The 20,269-nt window shown below is 37.8% G+C and carries 13 protein-coding genes, 1 pseudogene and 1 other annotated feature; of the genes and pseudogenes, 10 read left to right on the top strand and 4 right to left on the bottom strand.

Going from position 1 to position 20,269, the window contains the following annotated elements; genetic code table 11:
- Positions 1 to 8: 8 nt before the first annotated feature.
- Complete coding sequence (locus BMY85_RS09735; RefSeq protein ID WP_177180733.1) at positions 9 to 1,469, bottom strand: spore germination protein; 1,461 nt, start codon at positions 1,467 to 1,469, stop codon at positions 9 to 11.
- Positions 1,470 to 1,715: 246 nt separating this feature from the next.
- Between BMY85_RS09735 and rlmD the strand changes: the two genes are divergently transcribed.
- The 5 genes from rlmD (at position 1,716) to BMY85_RS09710 (ending at position 6,989) form a co-directional block, all read left to right on the top strand.
- Positions 1,716 to 2,879, top strand: a complete 1,164-nt coding sequence (gene rlmD / locus BMY85_RS09730) for a 23S rRNA (uracil(1939)-C(5))-methyltransferase RlmD (protein ID WP_092478084.1) — start codon at positions 1,716 to 1,718, stop codon at positions 2,877 to 2,879.
- A gap of 421 nt (positions 2,880 to 3,300) precedes the next feature.
- Entirely contained in the window at positions 3,301 to 3,447 is a 147-nt protein-coding gene (locus BMY85_RS15765) for a DUF4357 domain-containing protein (protein WP_207646545.1), read from the top strand.
- Between the two features lie 153 nt (positions 3,448 to 3,600).
- Complete coding sequence (locus BMY85_RS09720; RefSeq protein WP_092478083.1) at positions 3,601 to 4,647, top strand: Fic family protein; 1,047 nt, start codon at positions 3,601 to 3,603, stop codon at positions 4,645 to 4,647.
- A gap of 313 nt (positions 4,648 to 4,960) precedes the next feature.
- Positions 4,961 to 6,343 (top strand): MATE family efflux transporter, encoded by a 1,383-nt coding sequence (locus BMY85_RS09715; RefSeq protein ID WP_242939717.1) that lies wholly within the window; start codon positions 4,961 to 4,963, stop codon positions 6,341 to 6,343.
- Positions 6,344 to 6,437: 94 nt separating this feature from the next.
- Complete coding sequence (locus BMY85_RS09710) at positions 6,438 to 6,989, top strand: hypothetical protein (protein ID WP_092478082.1); 552 nt, start codon at positions 6,438 to 6,440, stop codon at positions 6,987 to 6,989.
- A gap of 196 nt (positions 6,990 to 7,185) precedes the next feature.
- Here BMY85_RS09710 and BMY85_RS09705 read toward each other — a convergent pair whose 3' ends face one another.
- Positions 7,186 to 8,409, bottom strand: a complete 1,224-nt coding sequence (locus tag BMY85_RS09705) for an S-methyl thiohydantoin desulfurase domain-containing protein (protein WP_092478081.1) — start codon at positions 8,407 to 8,409, stop codon at positions 7,186 to 7,188.
- A 276-nt stretch (positions 8,410 to 8,685) separates the two neighbouring features.
- Here BMY85_RS09705 and BMY85_RS09700 point away from each other — a divergent pair, with 276 nt between their 5' ends.
- From BMY85_RS09700 to BMY85_RS09680, 5 genes are all read left to right on the top strand, one after another.
- Positions 8,686 to 10,596: an OPT family oligopeptide transporter gene (locus BMY85_RS09700; RefSeq protein ID WP_092478080.1), complete on the top strand. Its 1,911-nt coding sequence runs from the start codon at positions 8,686 to 8,688 to the stop codon at positions 10,594 to 10,596.
- Positions 10,597 to 10,879: 283 nt separating this feature from the next.
- Positions 10,880 to 12,814: a [FeFe] hydrogenase, group A gene (locus tag BMY85_RS09695; RefSeq protein WP_092478079.1), complete on the top strand. Its 1,935-nt coding sequence runs from the start codon at positions 10,880 to 10,882 to the stop codon at positions 12,812 to 12,814.
- Positions 12,815 to 12,879: 65 nt separating this feature from the next.
- Positions 12,880 to 13,098 carry a hypothetical protein gene (locus BMY85_RS09690; RefSeq protein ID WP_092478078.1) on the top strand — a complete coding sequence of 73 codons (219 nt, stop codon included), beginning with the start codon at positions 12,880 to 12,882 and terminating at the stop codon, positions 13,096 to 13,098.
- 97 nt (positions 13,099 to 13,195) lie between these two features.
- Positions 13,196 to 13,431: a binding site (T-box leader), on the top strand.
- A gap of 23 nt (positions 13,432 to 13,454) precedes the next feature.
- On the top strand, positions 13,455 to 15,206 hold the full coding sequence (gene aspS, locus BMY85_RS09685; protein WP_092478077.1) for an aspartate--tRNA ligase: 1,752 nt from the start codon (positions 13,455 to 13,457) through the stop codon (positions 15,204 to 15,206).
- Positions 15,207 to 15,591: 385 nt separating this feature from the next.
- Entirely contained in the window at positions 15,592 to 17,313 is a 1,722-nt protein-coding gene (locus BMY85_RS09680) for a methyl-accepting chemotaxis protein (RefSeq protein WP_177180732.1), read from the top strand.
- A 112-nt stretch (positions 17,314 to 17,425) separates the two neighbouring features.
- On the opposite strand, the gene BMY85_RS09675 is transcribed toward BMY85_RS09680, so the two are convergent.
- Together BMY85_RS09675 and BMY85_RS09670 are read right to left on the bottom strand one after the other, a co-directional pair.
- Positions 17,426 to 19,717 carry an RICIN domain-containing protein gene (locus BMY85_RS09675; protein WP_092478075.1) on the bottom strand — a complete coding sequence of 764 codons (2,292 nt, stop codon included), beginning with the start codon at positions 19,715 to 19,717 and terminating at the stop codon, positions 17,426 to 17,428.
- Between the two features lie 225 nt (positions 19,718 to 19,942).
- Positions 19,943 to 20,269, bottom strand: a pseudogene (locus tag BMY85_RS09670) (IS110 family transposase); the annotation flags it as partial.

The following is a 20,269-nucleotide window of genomic DNA, read 5'->3' as shown; positions in this document are numbered from 1 at the left end:
TAGTCTCCTTACTTTTGTTTTCGTGTATTTTGAGGTGCAATGCCTTCTGGCCGATACTTGAAATTCTCTACAGGATATCGAAGAATCGTATCTTGTAAATCGGCTTTGTCTGTTTCTACAAATGGTGCCATATAAGGGACCCCATTATTATCTAAGCTACATAGATGTGTAACAAGAAATAAAAAACCAATCATCAGACCGTAGAAGCCAGCAAAAGACGAAAGTAATGCTAATCCAAATCGGGAAATTCGAAGTGCAATGGATAAATCCTGATTTGGTATGGTAAATCCAGCAATTCCTGCTAGGGCGATAATGATGACCACGACTGGTGAAATAATATTGGCAGCTACTGCAGCCTGACCGACGACTAGTCCACCAACGATGGACATTGCGGAACCTATATTTTTCGGCAGCCGAAGTCCAGCTTCAATTAAAATCTCAAATGCCAGCAGTAATCCTAGTACTTCAATGCACGACGTAAAGGGGACATTAATCTTTGCTTTCTGAATAGATAAAAGTGCTGGCAACGGTAGCAGATGCACATGGAATGTGGTGACTGCTATATAAAAAGCAGGCAGGAGCAAAGATACAAATAAAGTAATGTATCTTAGACAGCGAAGAGTAGAGCCTGCTAAAAAACTTTCTGCATAATCTTCAGAGGATTGCAATAACATTGGGAACTGGCAAGGCAGTACATAGACATATGGAATGCCATCCACGACCAGAACAATTCGTCCGTCAGTTAAATTCGAACAGCATCGATCTGGCCGCTGTGTGTACATAACTTGCGGCATAAGGGAATTTTTATTCTCTGAAATAAATTCCTCAATAAAAGAAGAAGTACAAATATTATCAATATCAATGGATTGTAATTTCTTACGGATTTGGTCCACCAGATTCATGTTACAGATGTTATTCATGTACACAAGTGCAACATCAGTGCGGGAAAGCCTTCCCACATACATCTGTTCAATTGTTAAGTACGGAGAACGGATTCTTCGGCGAATCAGTGCAGTATTTGTTCGTAATACTTCAATAAAGGAGTCTTTTGCTCCCTTCATTGTTCCTTCTTCCGATGGTTCCGATACGGAACGTTTGTCAAAGGTTCTGACATCATATACAACAGCGGCCTGTATATCATCTAAAATAATAGCAGCCATACCACTCATAACCATTGTGTTTAACTGGTCAAAATCAGTGACAAAAGAAGCAAAAGCATGGTAGCCGCCACCGTTGTTCAATAAATAATTGGCGAGATCCATCTGGTTTTTGCATTTTTTTAGTTCCTCTTCTGTGGCGATAGGCTTAAGTATAGTTAAATCAAGAACTTGTGAGTTCACAAGCCCATCCACACAGAAGATAGAGACTGATAGAGCATTCTGCCCCGTAATTTCAATCGGTCTTATGAGTACATCAGTACTCTTCTGGTATAACTGTTTTAGCACTGTAGAATGAATTATGTGATTCATAATATCCTCCATGTAAAATGAAAAGTCTACATGTTAATATGGCTTACGAAGCAGAAAAATATTCAGAAGTGTATATTATTTCTTTTCTCTTTATCATCAAGGTTATCAAGAATATACCAACTAGCAGATAATACAATGTAAAAAAAAGTAGCACAGAATTGGGAAACAGGGTATAATGCTAAACAGAGTGAAAGAATAAATTGCCTAGCCAAAGAAATAGGCCATAGAAAGAGTGAAGGTGCAAGAATGACAAAACAGGTAAAGCAGGAAAATGATAAATGTGTTTATGCAAGGAAATGTGGAGGATGTACGTATCAGGGAATAGTTTATGAAAAACAGCTTGAGAAGAAACAGGGACATGTGATTCATCTGTTAAAAGATTTTGGAAAAGTTCATGATATCATAGGAATGAAAGATCCTTACCATTACCGCAATAAAGTACATGCTGTATTTGACCGACTACGTGATGGAACCATTATTTCAGGGGTTTATGAAGAAAAATCACACAGAGTAGTCGCTGTTGACGAATGTATGATTGAAAATAAATTAGCAGATGCCATTATTGCGAGTATTCGTGATTTATGCAAATCTTTTAAAATCAAGATTTATAATGAAGATTCAGGTTATGGCCTGCTTCGTCATGTGCTTGTAAGAACAGGACATGCCAGTGGACAGGTGATGGTAGTGCTTGTGGTATCCAGTCCAATCCTGCCATCCAAGAATAATTTTGTGAAGGCACTTCGTAAGCTTCATCCAGAGATTTCAACTGTCGTGCTAAATGTGAATGATAAAAGAACTAGTATGGTTCTTGGGGAGCGAGACATTGTCCTTTATGGCAAGGGATTTATTGAGGATACGTTATGTGACTGTGTATTCCGTATTTCTCCGCAGTCGTTTTATCAGGTGAATCCAGTGCAGACAGAGGTTCTTTATAATAAGGCAATAAAACTGGCTGGCCTGACAGGAAAAGAGCGTGTTATTGATGCATATTGTGGAATTGGTACTATTGGTATCATTGCAAGTAAACATGCAAAAGAAGTTATTGGTGCAGAACTTAACAAAGATGCGGTGAAAGATGCCATTATCAATGCAAAGCGAAATGGAGTAAAGAATATTAAGTTTTATAATCAGGATGCAGGTAAGTTCATGGCTGGCATGGCAAAGGACGGAGAAAAGGCCGATGTGGTTTTTATGGACCCTCCTAGAAGTGGGAGTGATGAGGCATTTTTATCTTCTGTCGTAAAGCTTGCGCCTAAGAAAATTGTGTATATCTCCTGTAATCCGGAAACCATGGCTAGAGATTTGGAGTATCTTTATAAGCATGGATATCAGGGAAGAGATATTTATCCAGTGGATATGTTTCCGTTTACGGAGCATGTAGAGACTGTGGTAATGTTGAGTAAAGTATAGAAATAGAAGTTTGAAAAGACTTGAAATAAGGGGTTTATAGGACTAAAATGACATATGGAAAATCAATAGAATTAGTTCTGGTAAATGAATAGTGGACAGTTTGATTACTGCAGAACTATCAAACGGGAATGGAAAGGCAATAAAGATACCTCGAATTAAGGTTTCAGCTTGTACTCGTGATGATATAACTAAAGCAGGAGTATATTTTTTATTCTGCAAAGAAGATGATGGCTCTGATTCTATATGTTGGAGAAACTGAAAATGTTAAGGAAAGACTTGTCTAGCATTTGAGAGACTATCAGTCTGAAAAAGAGAAGTATTACTGGAATACAGCTGTGATTTTTATTGGTAGGGATTTAAACAGAGCTCTTATTAGGTATCTTGAGAATTAAAAGGAATTTATAGATAATAGTGATAAAGAATGACGTATTCCAAAGAGATTATGAGTTCAACGGCACCATCGGCTGCATCTGTGGCTGTACTTGGGCATATATCTAATGGAAATGTGGATTGGAAAACGAAGGACGATAGGTCATTGAAAGAACTTGAGAGTAATCAAACAACTTAAAATGATAATTAATGGTAGTTTTTCTTCAGAACTTAAAAATATGAAGGACACATGGGAAAGTAAAAGGATGCCAACGTTTAAAGGGTCAGGAAATACTGTTGATGTTTCACTTGAAGCATGCTATTATTTAAGGGAAACAATGGAGGTGAGGTTGTGAGAAACTTTAATTATTCTGAAATTAAAAATCGGAAATGGGATTCAGATATCTTGGGTTTAATAGCTGCAGTATATAAAGAAGCTGGAAAACAAGAAATGTATCTTAAACAGAGACCAGAAGAGTTAGAAAAACTAGTTGAGATTGCAAAAATACAGAGTACAGAAGCATCTAATGCTATTGAGGGGATTGTGACAACAAATACCCGTATCAAGCAGTTGGTAGAAGAAAAGACAACACCTAAAAATCGTGATGAACAAGAAATTGCAGGCTATCGTGACGTGTTAAATATTATTCATGAAAGTTTTGATGTGATTCCTATCTCACAGAACTATATCCTTCAGCTTCATAAGATTTTGTACAGTCATATGAATAACCCGATGGCAGGCAAAACCAAAAGTGTACAGAACTATATTAGTGTCACATATCCAGATGGACATGTTGAAACGCTGTTTACACCACTTGTTCCATATGAAACACCAGAGGCATTGAATAAAATATGCGAAGAGTACAATCGAGTGATAGGAAATATGGAAGTAGAACCGTTAATTGCAATTCCAATTTTTATTCATGATTTCCTCTGTATTCATCCTTTTAACGATGGTAATGGCAGAATGAGCCGTTTGCTTACAACCCTGTTGTTATACAGAAATGGCTTTTATGTGGGTAAATATATTTCTTTGGAAGCTAAAATTGCAAAAAATAAAGATTTATATTATGACGCACTAGGTCAAGCACAGGACGGTTGGCATGAAGGTACGGAGGATGTTGTTCCATTCATTAAATACTTACTTGGAACTGTTCTTGCTGCATACAAGGATTTTGAAGAACGATTTGCTCTTGTAGAAACAAAGTTACCCACCCTTGAAATGGTAAGACGTGCAACTATGAATAAGTTAGGACGTTTTACCAAGCAAGATATTCATGAACTTTGTCCTTCAATTAGTATAAGTTCTATTGAAGGGGCACTACGAAAGTTAGTAGCATCTGGAGAATTAAAAAGAGAAGGCTCAGGGAAGACCACTTGTTATTATAGATTAAAGTGATTCCTTCAAATATTAAAAAATTCCCTTAAAATAATGTGATATTTAAGGGAAAATTAAATTTTTACTTTCTAATAAAAGAGTATAAGATTTAATAATAGTATGGAATAATATAATCGGAAAAAGACATTAGAGTATAGTTATTGCTATATGAAAATGTCTTTTTTATATGGCAGAAAATCCATAACAAAGCCTCAAAAACTCCGTTCCCTACATAAAAACGTACACTTTGTTCAATATTTGAAAAATTATTTGCCTTTATTTGGTTTATTGTTTATGATATTAGTAATCAACTAGAACGAAAGAAAGTGTTTAAATGAGCTTAGTCGGGAAAAATGGCTGTATGAATACAGAACGTAGTTATATGTTGACAGGTTCTTTGTGGGACAAACTGCTATTGTTTGCGTTACCCCTAGCGGCAAGCAGTATATTACAGCAGTTGTTTAATGCGGTAGATGTGGCTGTTGTAGGCCATTATGGCAGTAGTCAGGCACAGGCTGCAGTTGGCTGTAACGGACCTGTTATTAATCTGTTATTAAACCTTTTTGTTGGAATATCTATTGGTACCAATGTGGTTATCGCAAATTATATCGGGCAGGATCAAAGCAAAAGAAAGAACATTCAAGATGCCGTACATACATCATTGGTTGTGGCATTGATTAGTGGTATTTTCTTGCTTGTTTTGGGTTTGGCAATATCAAGACCTATTTTAGCTGCTCTAAAAACACCAGAGGATGTGCTGCAGCAAGGGATTCTGTATTTGCGAATATATTTTTTGGGAATGCCATTTATTATGATTTATAATTTTGGAGCTTCTATCTTAAGGAGCAAAGGAGATACGAAAAGACCTTTTTATTGTCTGCTGATATCGGGAATTATCAATGCAGCATTGAATCTTTTGCTGGTTATCGTATTTCATCTGGGAGTTGCAGGCGTTGCAATTGCTACCGTTGTGTCAAATATAGTGAATGCCTTGATGGTGTTATGTTTTTTATTTAGAGAGGAGGAATCATTAAAAGTAGAGTGCAGGAAACTCAAGATTACGAAAAAGGAATTGGATAAAATACTGAGAATTGGCATACCAGCTGGATTACAGGGAATGGTCTTTTCCGTTGCCAATATATTTATTCAGGTCGCTTTGAATAAGTTTGGATCGGATGCAGTCTCGGGATCCGCAATTTCCTTGAATTATGAGTTTATAACTTATTTTATTATTAGTGCATTTAATCAGACGGCAGTTACCTTCACAAGCCAGAATTTTGGTGCAGGAGAGTTTGAGAGGTGCAAACGGATTTTCAGAATTTGTATATTGCTTAGCATAATACTAACGGGAACCCTTAGTTTGACTATCGTAATAAATAGAGGATTTTTTATACGTTTATTTACAACAAAGCAAAATGTTGCACATTATGCATCTGCTCGCATTGTCTGGATTTTGACTGTGAACTGCATGGCATCAACATACGAGATTGCAGGAGCGGCATTACGTGGTATGGGAAATTCTATGTTGCCAGCGGTTCTAACGGTTTTCGGGACTTGCATATTCCGTCTCTGGTGGATCTGGTATATATGTAGAAAGTTTACAGGGTTTGTTACATTGCTGATTGTGTATCCGATTTCCTGGGCTATTACAGGAGTAATTGTACTGGCAGCTTATTACCTTGTGAGAAGTCGGAATTTTAAAAGGGCAAGGATATGAGTGTAAAAATAGATGCTATTAGTAAAAGACTGTGGTTAAAGAAATTGACTGTTAGATTTTGGAATGGAGAAGATATATGGAAAGGGGGAGCTAAATGAAGAAAATATTACTTGTGAATACATATTTTAAACTGATATGTACGTTGGGACTGCTTTTTATTCCAACGTTATCGACGCTGTTTGTTTGCGTTTATTCTTTACATATTGTTGCAAAAGTGATTGGGCTGCTAATACCGAAAACATTTGGGGTTTACAATACCGAAAATGCTTCCTTTGATAGTATTTCAGATATTATTTTTAACATACTGATTTTAGTGAAACTTCTGTTATATGCACTTGTATACATACCAGAGTGGGATTATATTATGATTATTTCAACAGGCGTTTTAAAAACATTTGCACATTTTGTATGTATGGCAAAATTCCGCCATCCACTTTCATTCAATACTGTTATGAATAGTGTTACAGGATTTTTACTTCTTATTTTTCCTTATTTGATATTAGTTGTAAACGTGGCAATTGCAAGTGAAATCATTTGCGGAATAGCGTGTCTGGCTGCCGTAGAAGAATTGACATGTGCTTTGATTATGCGCAAGTATGTGCCAAGAGTTAAATGTGTATTTTCATTGTTAAAAAGGCAAGAATAATTCCTTTCTTATTCCAGATTATGAAAAAGAAGCGTTTGAAAAAGTGCACTTTGGGCAATGCAGTAAACGGGATAAGAGACAGGTATTCTGTGTAGAAAAAAGACCCCATACCATTTCTGGTATAGAGGTCTTTTTTCTTGCCATTTTCGTTTCCATCTCTTTTTATGTTAGAAACCAATTAAGAATAGACGATAGACTATAGACGTCCCTCAATATTGTCATAACGCAGGCAGAATCCGCGATAATCTATCTCGTCGTAGGATTTACGCCAGATTTCCGTCATATCTTTTACTTCACGGTTTTCCCACCATTTTGCAGGAGCAGGCATAACGCCAAGGGTTACTTTGTGATCCTTTAATTCCTCGATATGTGCTAGAATATAATCATTTGTTAATGGGATATTATCGGTTTCATCGAAAATGGTAATTACACTTGGAGCTGTAATAACAGGAGCATCTAAAGCAGATTTGCTGTTCTGGAAAATGACCATGCTTTCATTGATAAAACGGATTTCCCATTGGATGTTGTCGTCTGGACACTTGGTGTAAATCTGAATTACTCCAAATTCCTTTCCATTTTGTAATTTTCTCTTTCCAGCTTTTGCAAGAGTAGTAAAAGAGCCTTTTGTATTATCGCCAAGTGCACATCCTTTGAAATCTTCCATATGTGCATTTAAATAATCAAATACAGAAGTATTTGTTTTTTCGCCTTTGGCTTTTATGTACTGGCTGATGCAGGCACCAAGTTTCTGAGCATAAGTTAAGCTGTTCGGATTGGCATATGTTTTTAACTCAGAAGATTTAATTGGCCATCCTGCTGCTCCATTTACTGAAGTAAATAATGGAGAGGTTGTTCTTAAGCTGTGGCTTACAATTTGGCATTGAGCGGCGTCAGTGTCATTGGCAAGGTCAATGCACATACTGTCATTCGTTTCGTTTGCCATAACAAATGGAGTGATTGGTGCCCCATTTAAGGATACTAAGGCCGTATCAAGAGATGGAACTGCACGTCCAGAACCGTCTGCATCGGCAAGTTTAAACTCGTCATTGGTTAATGCCAGATAAGCTGGAATTGCAGTGCTGACACCACCGTAAGCAAATGGTATTACATGTGTTATTTTTTTATATGTAGAACATGCCGTACAACGTTTTCTCATCTGAAGAATCGTGTTTGATAAAATGGATGCAAAGTCATGTTCCTCAAGTTCGGATGGAGAACCCATGACAGCCAGAATAGAAGCATATTCAGCTGATGTTTCAGGTGTATCTTCCAAATCACCTATTTCATAAAGTTTCAGTGTTTCTTCCTTCAGGTTCTCAAAAAGCTTTAGACCCGCCTCTAAAGAGCCACCAGCACCACCGGCTAAGAAGGTGGAACCAATTAACATTTCACAGATTTGATCATAATTAAATTCTTTCATTGATTTCCTCCCTTTTTATAAGTTAGAATTTATAACCTTTATTGTATCATATATCGTCAAAAATTTCACTAAAAGATTAATGTGGACAGTATCTGCATATTAAATTCCTCTTTATTGCCAGATAGGTAATGATTTATCTTTGCTCACTGTCAGAAGGAAAAAATTTCTAGAAAATAATAAAAATTCTGACTGGAATAATTACATAAAATAAACCTGATTCGTAAAAAATGTATATTGTATTGTATGCAAAAGAAAATAATACAGAGAGGCGAAAAAATGGAAAAGAAATTACCAAAAGGAGCCTATGGTGACGTTGATGGAAAAGAGTACATTCCATATGTCACACAAAAGGATCGTACTGGAGGAAATGGAGCTGTTTTCATTATTGGGGCAGTACTTGCAATTTTATTTGCTGCCTCCACAGCTTATTCAGGAATGAAGTCAGGTCTTACTGTGGCGGCAGGTATACCAGGTTCTATTATAGGTTCTGGTCTTGTGGCAGTCTTTGCAAAAAGGAGAGGAATCCTTGGAAAGAATATTGTACAGGGAATGGCTAGTGGGGGGGAATCTATAGCCAGTGGAATCATTTTTCTTCTGCCAGCGGTTATTTTAATTGGGAAGAACTTTACGTTCTGGGAAGGATTTCTTGTTAGTGCAGGAGGCGTTCTGTTTGGAATTGGCGTTTCTTCTTTCGTTTACAAGAATTTTATTGTAGAGGAACATGGTAACTTAATGTACCCAGAAGCCCTTGCAATATCAGAAACGTTAGTAGCATCAGAAGGTGCTGGTGAATCCATGAAATATATGGGAATTGGTTTTGCCGTAGGTGGTCTGCTTACTGTGGTATCTGGTTCATTTTTAAACATGGCCAACACGGTGATTTCTTATGTGAACGAGCGATTTTATAAATGGAAACTGGAATTAGAAGTAAATCCTCTTTTGCTTGGAATTGGTTTTATTGTAGGAGTGGACGTAGCCGTGATTATGTTTGCAGGCTCTGTTTTAGCTAATTTTGCAGTCCTGCCTTTAATCAGTTATTTCTCTGGTTTTGCAAGAGAAGGAGCGTTTATCTGGAACAATGACGGTGTGGCCTTATCTTCTATGATGGTAAATCACATCTCTGGCAGTTATGTAAAATACATTGGGGCAGGCATGATGCTGTCAGGTGGCCTGATTGGTGCAATCCGTCTGATTCCAGCTATTGTATCATCCGTTCGTGAGACTGTAGGGGCGAAGAAAGAAAAAAGGGAAGAATCCTCAAGTTTCGCCTCTTTAATGTTACTGATTGGAATAGCCATTGGATTTGTAACTGCATTTCTCATTTCAGGGGGCAATCTCTGGATGGCGATTTTAGGTGCAGTTTTCAGTTTTGTGTTGTCTTTGCTTTTTGTAATTGTTTCTGGAAGATTAACAGGAACCATCGGTACTTCCAATTTGCCAGTGTCTGGCATGACGATTGCTTCTTTAGTTATTTTGACTTTGCTCTTTGTCATTATGGGCTGGAAAGGGGCAGCAGATAATAAAATACTGCTGTTATTTGGTACTTTTATTGTAACTGCTATTTCCGTAGCTGGCGGGTATTGTCAGTCTCAAAAAGTTACTTATTTAATTGGTGGCAAGAAAGAGGAAATGGACAAATATTTTGCAGCAGCAGGTATTATCGGTGTATTTGTTGTTATTGGAGTTATTAAAGTGCTATCTGACCAGTTAGCCATGACAGGAGATAATGTGGCATTTGCACTTCCACAGGCAAATTTAATCTCAACTTTGACAGCGGGTATTATGTCAGGTGAGCTTCCTTGGCACATGATTATTGTTGGAGTTGTATTTGGGATTGTGCTTTACCTGCTGAAACTCCCAATTATGACAGTGGCTATTGGATTCTATCTGCCAATTGCAACAACATCCATTATCTTGGCAGGTGCATTGGTTCGTCTGTTTCTTGAAAAAACGGCAAATAGTGAAAAAGACAAAGAGATTAAAGTGGAAAATGGAATCAGTTTGTCTTCTGGTCTTGTAGCAGGTGGTTCCATTATCGGACTGATAGGAATTGTACTGCAAGTGTCAGGATGGGTTGGAGGCTTTGCTCCAAGTGGATTTTTAGCTTCCAATGGAATGGCATATGTGCTTTTGGTTTTGTTACTGGTGTTTACCATTTGGCCGCTGATGTCTAGGAAGAAAGAGTAAGGCTGTTTTGTTGTGGCATTGATTATTGGATTAATAGGGCTATCTGGTTCAATGATTAGTAAGAGAAAATAGTAGCTGCATAGAGACACTTTATACTTTATGGAGTATAAAGTGTCATTTTGCCTTAAAGCAGAGTTTTATGTGATTTATTAACTATTTCCTGAAACATAAAAAATTTTCAAAAAACATTGTCAAAATCCTAACAATCATTTAATATGTTTATAGATTTAAGCACAAAACCTGAAAACAGGAAAATAATGATTAGAAAGGTATAGGAAATTATATGAAACAGAAAAGAAATTCAATGCTGAAATCCTCTATCGGCTCAGTATTTACTATTTTTAGTGAACAGGAATTAGAGGAGTATAACAAAAAGGATGGGTATTATGTTGCGATTTCTGGAGCAGTAAAAGAACCAAGCATTCAGGAAATTAAGAAAGATTCTACCATTCGGGATGTATTAGAAAGTGCTGGTGGGTTATTAGAAGGAAAGAAACTAAAAGCTATTCAGGTAGGAATTCCTTGTGGACGTTTGTACATAGAAGAAGATTTAGATAAGCCAATTGATTTTAAAATATTTAAAGGCGGTGTATGCAAAGCGGTCATTGTACTTTCGGAAGATGAATGTATTATTCAGTATGCAAAATATTATCTGCAGTATTTAATTGGTAAAATGGAAAGGGAGCAGATAGCACGTTATCTTTGGGCAAAAGATGAATTTTATGCCATGCTGAAAATTTTAGATCAGATTGCCAAAGGCCGTGCTACCATGCGAGATGTCTTCTTGCTTCGTGGATTATCAGAAGATTCCAAGCGGAAAGCAGCACAGGAATACAGTACCATTGGACAGATCATTGAGCATTTTTACGAAGAAATGAAAGAACATGTGGAAGAGAAGCATTGTCCAACTCTTCGCTGCAATCATTTAACGAAATTAACCATTACGGAAAAATGTATCGGCTGTGGTGCTTGCAAGCGTGCTTGTCCAGTGGACTGCGTAGAAGGCGAAGTAAAGAAAAGGCATAAGATAGATTATCTGAAATGTACACATTGCGGGGCCTGTTCTTCTGCTTGTCCAATTGGTGCAATTACTACAGGAAATAATATCATGAAGTTTTTGCGTGATTTGGCAACACCTCAGATGACGGTAATTACTCAGATGGCACCAGCGGTACGTGTTGCCATAGGAGAAGCATTTGGATTTGAACCAGGAGAAAATGTAGAAAAGAGAGTTGCAGCAGCACTTAGAAGACTTGGTGTTGACTATGTATTTGATACAACGTGGGCAGCGGATTTAACGATTATGGAAGAGGCTAACGAATTAATTGAGAGACTAGAAGGATATGAAGCAGGAGATCCCAATGTGAAACTGCCACTTTTAACTTCATGCTGTCCAGCATGGGTAAAATTTATAGAACACAATTATGGAGATATGCTTGATATTCCATCTACTACGAAATCACCAATGCAGATGTTTGCTACGATAGCAAAGGATCTTTGGGGAAAAGAAAAAGGCATTCCAAGAGACAGAATCATTTCTGTTGCAATTATGCCATGTCTTGCCAAAAAGTTTGAAGCTTCACGCAGGGAGTTTTCCAAAGGGTTAAATTATGATGTGGATTATGTCATTACCACCAATGACTTAATTGATATTTTCAAGGATACAGGTATTGATTTGAAAGAGATGGAAGAGGAAGAAATTGATCAGATTATGGGAGAATATACTGGTGGTGGAATTATTTTTGGCCGTACTGGTGGTGTAATTGAAGCTGCAACACGTGTGGCAGTGGAAAAGATAACAGGAAAGAGATTAGATGAAATAGAATTTAAAAGCCTGCAAGGCTGGGACAGTTTCCGAAGCTGTGATGTTGAAGTGGGGGATGTAAAACTGAAAATAGGTGTAACATATGGCTTAAAAGAAGCGAAGAAAATGTTAGATAAAATCCGTTCGGGGGAAGAATTCTATCATGCCATTGAAATTATGGCTTGTACTGGCGGATGTATCGGCGGAGGGGGACAGCCAAAGGCTAAGAAACGAGAAGTAACCTTGCAGCAAAGGATGGAAGGATTAAATGAGATAGACCGTGCCCTTCCAATTAGACGATCCAGCGAAAATCAGGCTGTTCAGTATATTTATGAAAAATACTTGGATTATCCACTGAGTGACAAGGCACACGAACTGCTCCATACAGAATATTTTATCCGTAGAAAATACTAAAGACACCTATTGTTAGAAATGGTATAAAAGCAACGGCTGGATATGAACCTGATCTGGATGCATTAATGGAGTTACGAAAAGAATTTATGGAAGCTGAATTTCATGCAAGTGAGAAGCAGAATTTAGAAGCGTATTACAAAGCTTCCGAGCAGTATTTTCTTAGCTCATTTGCAAAGGGAGAGCAAAGTTCTTGTCTTGCTTATGTGGATGGGCATCTGGCAGGCATGTTCCATGCTTTGCTATCAGCATTTTCTGTCTGCATTAGAACATCCAGCTGGTTTTAGGGGACAGAATCTTGCCTTTCTCCTTGACTTTTCTTGGTTTCATGCTTAAAATATATGGTAAATGCTTATAGTAGGATGATACTGTTTAAGCAGTTAAATAATGGCGAAGACGAAGAGAAGTAGCATCAATTATCGTTCCCAGAGAGTAGAGATCAGGTGAGAGCTCTGCAAAATGAATTGACGTGAATAACACTTTATCAGCTGCAATCTGAAACTTATATGTAAGTAGTAGGTGAGCCGTAAGCTGTGCGTTAAGCAGCAGGGTTTTATACCAATAAGTGACTGATATTCAGTAATTCAGGTGGTACCGCGGACTAAATGTTCGTCCTGAACTTATAGATGAAAAGGAGAATATTATGAACACTTCAAACATTTACCGTAACTGCACCATGGATAAAATTGGTGAAGAGAATGTAGGCACAACACTGAAAATTGCGGGATGGGTTGAAAACATCCGTGACCACGGTGGTGTGTCATTTATTGATTTACGTGATATGTATGGCGTGATGCAGGTTGTTATGCGTGACACAGCCTTATTAGATGGAATTAACAAAGAAGACTGTATTAGTGTAGAAGGTCTTGTCCAGCATCGTGATGAAGAGACATTTAATCCTAAGATTCCTACAGGAACAATTGAATTAGAAGCACATGCAGTTGAAATTCTTGGTAAAGTATATGCACAGCTTCCATTTGAAGTCCAGACTTCAAAAGAAATCCGTGAGGATGTGCGTTTAAAATATCGATATTTAGATTTACGTAACAAAAAAGTAAAAGATAACATGGTTTTCCGTTCACAGGTAATCAGTTTCTTAAGGCAGAAGATGACGGAGATGGGCTTTCTGGAAATCCAGACACCAATCCTTTGTGCATCCTCTCCAGAAGGTGCCCGTGACTATGTAGTGCCTTCTCGTAAATTCAAAGGAAAGTTCTATGCTTTGCCACAAGCTCCACAGCAGTATAAGCAGCTTTTAATGGTATCTGGTTTTGATAAATATTTCCAGATTGCTCCTTGTTTTCGTGATGAGGATGCTCGTGCTGACCGTTCTCCAGGGGAGTTTTATCAGTTAGACTTTGAAATGAGCTTTGCTACACAGGAAGATGTATTCCGTGTAGGAGAAGAAGTATTGACAGAAACATTTAAGAAATTTGCTAAAGAAGGGGCTGCTGTAACAGAAGCTCCTTTCCCTGTAATTCCTTACAAACAGGCTATGCTTGAGTTTGGTACAGATAAACCTGATCTTCGTAACCCATTAAGAATCGTGGATACAACAGACTTTTTCCAAAGATGTACGTTTAAGCCTTTCCACGGCAAAACAGTACGTGCTATTAAAGTACATGCGGACATGTCCAAAGGGTTCCATGAAAAATTGTTAAAATTTGCTCAGTCTATCGGCATGGGTGGGCTTGGTTATCTTGTGGTAAATGATGACATGACCTATAAGGGACCTATTGACAAGTTTATTCCGGATGATATGAAAAATGAAATCAAAGAAATTGGCAAGTTAGAAGCTGGCGATACAATCTTCTTTATCGCAGATAACGAAGAAAGAGCCGCTTTATATGCAGGCCAGATTCGTACAGAGTTAGGCAGCCGTCTTGACTTATTAGAAAAGAATGCTTACCGTTTCTGTTTCGTAAACGACTTTCCAATGTTTGAATACGATAAGGAAGAAAAGAAAACGATCTTTACACATAACCCATTCTCCATGCCACAGGGTGGTTTAGAAGCTTTAGAAACAAAAGATCCTTTAGACATTCTTGCTTATCAGTATGATATTGTATGCAATGGTGTTGAGCTGTCTTCAGGTGCGGTTCGTAACCACGACATGAAGATTATGGTGAAAGCATTTGAAATTGCCGGTTATACAGAAGAAGATCTGAAAAATAAATTCGGTGCCCTGTACAATGCATTCCAGTTTGGTGCACCACCACATGCTGGTATGGCTCCAGGAGTAGACCGTATGATTATGTTACTTCGTAACGAAGAAAACATCCGGGAGGTTATCGCATTCCCAATGAACGGTAATGCACAGGATGTAATGTGTGGAGCTCCTAATGAAATTAGTGAAAAGCAGTTAAGAGAAGTGCATATTAAGATTAGGGATTAGCCTGTGCAAATTAGAAAACAGTATTTTTCCAGAAGTTAGAGCGGAATTTATTTTAGTTAGGCAGAAACATTCAGTTTCTGCCTGTACTTTATATGGAGAGTTGTTAATGAAAACTCTTTTTCTAAAGAGATTAAGTATGTAATGTAAAACAAGCTTAAGATAATTGGTGCTGCAATCCAGATAAACATGGGGGTGCTGTTAAAAGTCTGGAAAGCTTAAAAAATGCCAGAGAATGGAGATGATTGCAAGGAATAAATGATTAATGATACAGGAAAAGGGGGGGATTTCTGTTTGAAGAAAGCATGATGTTTTTGGAAAAAGGAGATTAAAATATAGAGAAGGTAGTTATATGTTATGCTACCTGATAAGCTGTGGAGGGATATATATGAAATTATTACAGAAAGCCAGTATTTCGGTTAAGTTAAGTTTGGTTATAGTAGTTACACTTAGTATTGTTTTTACTGTGATTACATATAGAGAGGCAGCGCGTATAGAAAATCAGGTGTTAGCAGCTTTGAAATGCGAAGATCAGAAGCTGGTAAAGGCATATGCAATTTATATACAGGATCTAGTATCAAAAGAAAAAACGGGTTCCTCTAATGTACAGACAATCCAAGCATTAATGGATTCCATTAATGGAAAATCTGAGTACAACTATGTGGTATATATGGCAGAACAGGCAGATGGAACTGTTAAGGCAATTGCACATTCCAATCATGAAAGAATTGGCATTACGCTAGATGATCCAGGAAGCATAGCAGCAAGCAAAGAAGGAAAATCTTACTGTGATTATTATACGGATTCTGTATCAGGAAAAAGAACGCTGGATATTCTTGAGCCGATATATGCAAATGGAGAGTTAATGGGTGCATTTAACATAGGGGTACCTGTAGATGAAGCGACATTAAATCATATGGTGCATTCGGCTGTTTTGGAAAGTATTGTTACGTCAGCAATTTTTTGTTTGTTTGTTATACTGATTTTATTTTTAGCACTTCGATTTATTATAATAGTGCCACTTCAAAAAGTCAGTAAAAAACTGAATGATTTATCTGATGGGGATTTAGAATTTTCTTTGCGGATTTCTAAATTTAATCAGGCGGATGAAATAGGAAAGCTAGCAGACTGTACAAGAAACCTGAACTGGAAATTCAGAACTATTATCCAGAAATTGAAGGAAAGTTCAGATGTACTTTTGCATAGTTCAAATGAGTTAAACAATTCTATTACGAGTACGATGGAAGGGGTTTCCCAAGTAACAGAAGCAATGAATGAAGTAGCACAGGGAAGCACGTTACAAGCGGGTGATACATCCAATGCTATGGCACAGATAGAGGAGTTATCTGCTAATCTTGAAACTATTAATTCACAGATGGCAGAAACAGGTATAAAAGCAGAAGAAACAAAGTCTCAATCTGAATGTTCAAGGGGAATTATGAATGAACTGGTACAGATTATTAATTATACAAAAGCCAGTATTGACGATATTGTAAATCAGTCCTTGCAAAATGAAGAAGAAATGAAATCAATTAATGAGATCATTTTATCAATACAGGATATTACAAGCCAGACAAATCTGCTGAGCTTAAATGCAAGCATAGAAGCAGCAAGGGCAGGAGAAGCAGGAAAAGGTTTTGCGGTTGTTGCAGGTGAGATTGGAAATTTGAGCAGCCAGTCCCAAGCTGCATCTTTACAGATTCAAGAGATTGTAGACCGTTTGGTTGTTTCTGCCAGTTCAACTGCAAGTAAAGCACAGGTGCTGAATGAGAATGCTAATTTACAGACGGAAAAGCTGTCAGCGGTGGATGAGAGTTTCAGCAGGGTGAGTAGCAGTGTTGATGATGTTACCAATTCGGTGAAAGAGGTACAGACAAGTGTTCATAATGTAGATGTGGCAAAGAATACAATTGTGGATGTAATTGAGGATTTATCTTCGGTATCAGAAGAAAATGCTGCAACTTCTCAGGAAACAGCATCATTTATCTGTATGATTGATCAGAATATGAAAAATATTTCAACTCTCGTAAAAGATGTTGATAAGATTATAGAACAGTTAAATGAGCAGATTTCTTATTTTAAAATTCCAAATGAAGCAAGAGAAGGATAAATTAAGAAGAAAAGGATAAAGACAATAAGAAGCTTCCACTTTAAGGAAAATAAAGTGGAAGCTTCTTATTTTTTTGCATTACAGTAAAGTTTTGTCTTCTTTTCTTAAATATTTATCTGGAAACACCAAATCCAAGAATCGTAAATTCTTTATTAGCATTTCCGTTAGCCATTTTAATTTCAATTGTATGCTGTGCAGAAGTAGAATTGCCCATTAATTTAATTACCCAAGGATTATTCCAGCCACCACTCTTATAACTGTCAACTGTCTGAGAGTATTTGCCGTCAATGTAAATGTCTACTTTACCAGCGTTTGAGCTGTTACTTAGTTTGTAAGCGAATAACATGCTCTTGCAGGTTACTTTCATAGTAAAGCTTGTATTGCCAGAGTTTGTGCCATGTTTCCAGTCGTATTTAAATTTAGGCTGGTTGTTGTACTGGAAGTTTCCAGGTGTTGTATCTGTGCCATTAAATCCACCAGCATTGATAGAAAGACCATCCATTCTTGTTTGAGAATCTACCATAGTCATGCCATCAAATGTCTTGCCAATTGCAGCATTATTGGTAACAGAAATATCGTTAGCATCTTTTCCTTTTGCAAGCATCTGGTCTACACAGTACATAATGGAATCAGCCATTAATTTATGTCCATAATCCATAGGATGCCATCCATCACTAGCCCAGAACTGGTTTGCAGTAATCTGGCCAGCTTTTATGGCTGGAACGACAGCATTTTTGATACTGACCATAGGTAAGTTGTACTGTTTTCCAACTGGGATCATACGGTCTTGTAAGTTCCAGTCTGGTTTAAATACACTAAAGATTAGCATGCAGGCCGGTTTGCTAGGTGTATTAATGACATTACGTACTAAACTTTCGTATGCATCTCCGTTTGTAACGTCATCTGCATCATTTACTGCGAATTCAACAAATACGATGTCAGGATTTGATGGAGCAACGTCACGGCTGTAACGGATAACACCTAAAGAAGATGGAGTGCCGGACATGCCAGCATTTACATAGTGAACATTGCTGCCGCCATTTTTGCCAAATCTTTCTTTGAACATGTTGTAGAAGGTATATGCATAGCTCTTAGTATGTGTTGTAGATAGAGCGCCTTCTGTAATAGAACCTCCGATATAAGCGATTGTTACATCCTCGCCTCTCATTGCTTTTTGGATTGCGTTAATCATACGATAGGTATTTCCTGTCTGAATGAAGGAATTTGCTATCATTTTGTTATATGTAGTTGCAGGCCATGAGGATGGTTTTGGTATGCTGGTGTCTGGTGCAGAAGATGCAGCAGGCTGGCTTGGAGCTATGGAAGGGCTTTGGCTTACAGCTGGTGCAGAACCTACACTTTCAAATACCCATTGCTGATTGGTTCCGCCGTTTAAGGTGTACTGCTGTACGTTTGCGCCATCAGCAGTGCTGCGGTTTGCTACGTCTAAATATTTGGTTCCACTACTTGCTTTTGTTCCGATGGTGTAAACTCCCTTAGTAGCTGTTTCTGTTACGTAAAATCTTTGGGCATCTCCACCCCATGCACTGTAAATCTGTACGTTAGCACCGTTTGTATCTGCACCGTTGGCAATATCTAGCATGTAATTTCCTAAAGCAGAAGTTAATGTGATGGTGCCGTCGGAATTGTTTACTAAATTCCATTTTTGACCAGCAACGCCAGTACCAGTTCCGATTTCAACATTCTGTACATTTGCGCCAGTGTTATTTTTTACTTGTAAATATTTCTGGGCATTTACATTCTTGATGTAATACCAGCCATCTGCTAATTTGCCAGAAACAATAGGAGATGGGGATGGTGATACAGTAATAGGAGCAGCGGAACTAGGAGCAACGGATGGTGCAATGGAAGGAGCTATACTAGGAGCAGCGGATGGTGCGACGGAAGGAACTATACTAGGAGCAGCAGATGGTGCTAAGGTTCCTTTATATTCTTGCCATACACCCCATTGCCCGGTTGTTCCAGGTGTTTCGTTGATGGAATACCAGCCAGCAATCCAGTTTTTACCACCATAAGATACAATATCACCTTCGTGGTACACGATTTGGTTATCCCAAGGATTGATGCCAGTAGATGGTGTGGCAGATTCCATAGGTGCTGTAGAAGGGGTAATATCCTGAGCACTTCCTCGTTGCTGCCATACGCCCCATTGTCCAGTTGAGCCAGGTTCTTCATTGGTTGTATACCACTGGGCTTCCCAGATACTTCCATTGAATACTACTTTGTCTCCAGTGTTATAAACTTTTTTTGCACTCCATTGTGGGTACGATTCTGCATGTACGATTTGTCCATTGCCAAAAGAAAGGTTACCTGCATTTACAGGTGGGACACTAGTTAATACAAGTGCAGAAATTAACGCATAAGCGAACTTTCTGTTCTTCATGAAAACACTCCTTTTCTATTTGATAAGATTTAGTTTAACATTTATAGAGGAATTACACAACTAGTTGGTGTATCATGTGAAAATATTTTATATAAACTGCAGAAAAACATTTTAGAATGCCTTGAAAGGGGTGCTGTTTTAGAGGTAAACTAATAGTACTAGTTATAAAGTCCAGCTAATAAATGTCAATGACTAAACAAAAAAAATTTTTGTTTTTTTTCGGGATTAAAAATGGGCGCACTTATCCCTTGGTGAAAATATCTTTCTTTTGTTGTCTCTAAGTATTGCAAATATCATGTTGCATACTTTATGAGATACAGCGCCCATGGCGACAAGTTTTGGCTTGGCAAATGCAGAAAAGTCACCAATCTCGCCCATGAGGGATACAGCAGATAAGAAACCAGCACCTTTGAAGGTTTCAATTAGATGGATTTGCTTAACAAAATGCGTATCTTTATTGGCATCTACAAGCTCGTGCAGTGATTCGAGTATGCCTTTGATTTCTTCATCGTATTTACGGATGAAGCTTATGTATAAGCGAATACGCTTGAT

Source organism: [Clostridium] polysaccharolyticum, assembly GCF_900111595.1.
GTDB classification, from domain to species: domain Bacteria; phylum Bacillota; class Clostridia; order Lachnospirales; family Lachnospiraceae; genus Clostridium_AI; species Clostridium_AI polysaccharolyticum.
Note: the sequence above shows the minus strand (reverse complement) of the source record. Positions and strands in the feature narration are given on the sequence as shown.

Coding starts and splice junctions, on each gene's coding strand:
- BMY85_RS09735 (WP_177180733.1), bottom strand. CDS start 1,469: ATGAATCACATAATTCATTCTACAGTGCTAAAACAGTTATACCAGAAG.
- rlmD (WP_092478084.1), top strand. CDS start 1,716: ATGACAAAACAGGTAAAGCAGGAAAATGATAAATGTGTTTATGCAAGG.
- BMY85_RS09705 (WP_092478081.1), bottom strand. CDS start 8,409: ATGAAAGAATTTAATTATGATCAAATCTGTGAAATGTTAATTGGTTCC.
- aspS (WP_092478077.1), top strand. CDS start 13,455: ATGAACACTTCAAACATTTACCGTAACTGCACCATGGATAAAATTGGT.
- BMY85_RS09700 (WP_092478080.1), top strand. CDS start 8,686: ATGGAAAAGAAATTACCAAAAGGAGCCTATGGTGACGTTGATGGAAAA.
- BMY85_RS09675 (WP_092478075.1), bottom strand. CDS start 19,717: ATGAAGAACAGAAAGTTCGCTTATGCGTTAATTTCTGCACTTGTATTA.
- BMY85_RS09695 (WP_092478079.1), top strand. CDS start 10,880: ATGAAACAGAAAAGAAATTCAATGCTGAAATCCTCTATCGGCTCAGTA.
- BMY85_RS09710 (WP_092478082.1), top strand. CDS start 6,438: ATGAAGAAAATATTACTTGTGAATACATATTTTAAACTGATATGTACG.
- BMY85_RS09715 (WP_242939717.1), top strand. CDS start 4,961: ATGAGCTTAGTCGGGAAAAATGGCTGTATGAATACAGAACGTAGTTAT.
- BMY85_RS15765 (WP_207646545.1), top strand. CDS start 3,301: ATGACGTATTCCAAAGAGATTATGAGTTCAACGGCACCATCGGCTGCA.
- BMY85_RS09690 (WP_092478078.1), top strand. CDS start 12,880: ATGGAGTTACGAAAAGAATTTATGGAAGCTGAATTTCATGCAAGTGAG.
- BMY85_RS09680 (WP_177180732.1), top strand. CDS start 15,592: ATGAAATTATTACAGAAAGCCAGTATTTCGGTTAAGTTAAGTTTGGTT.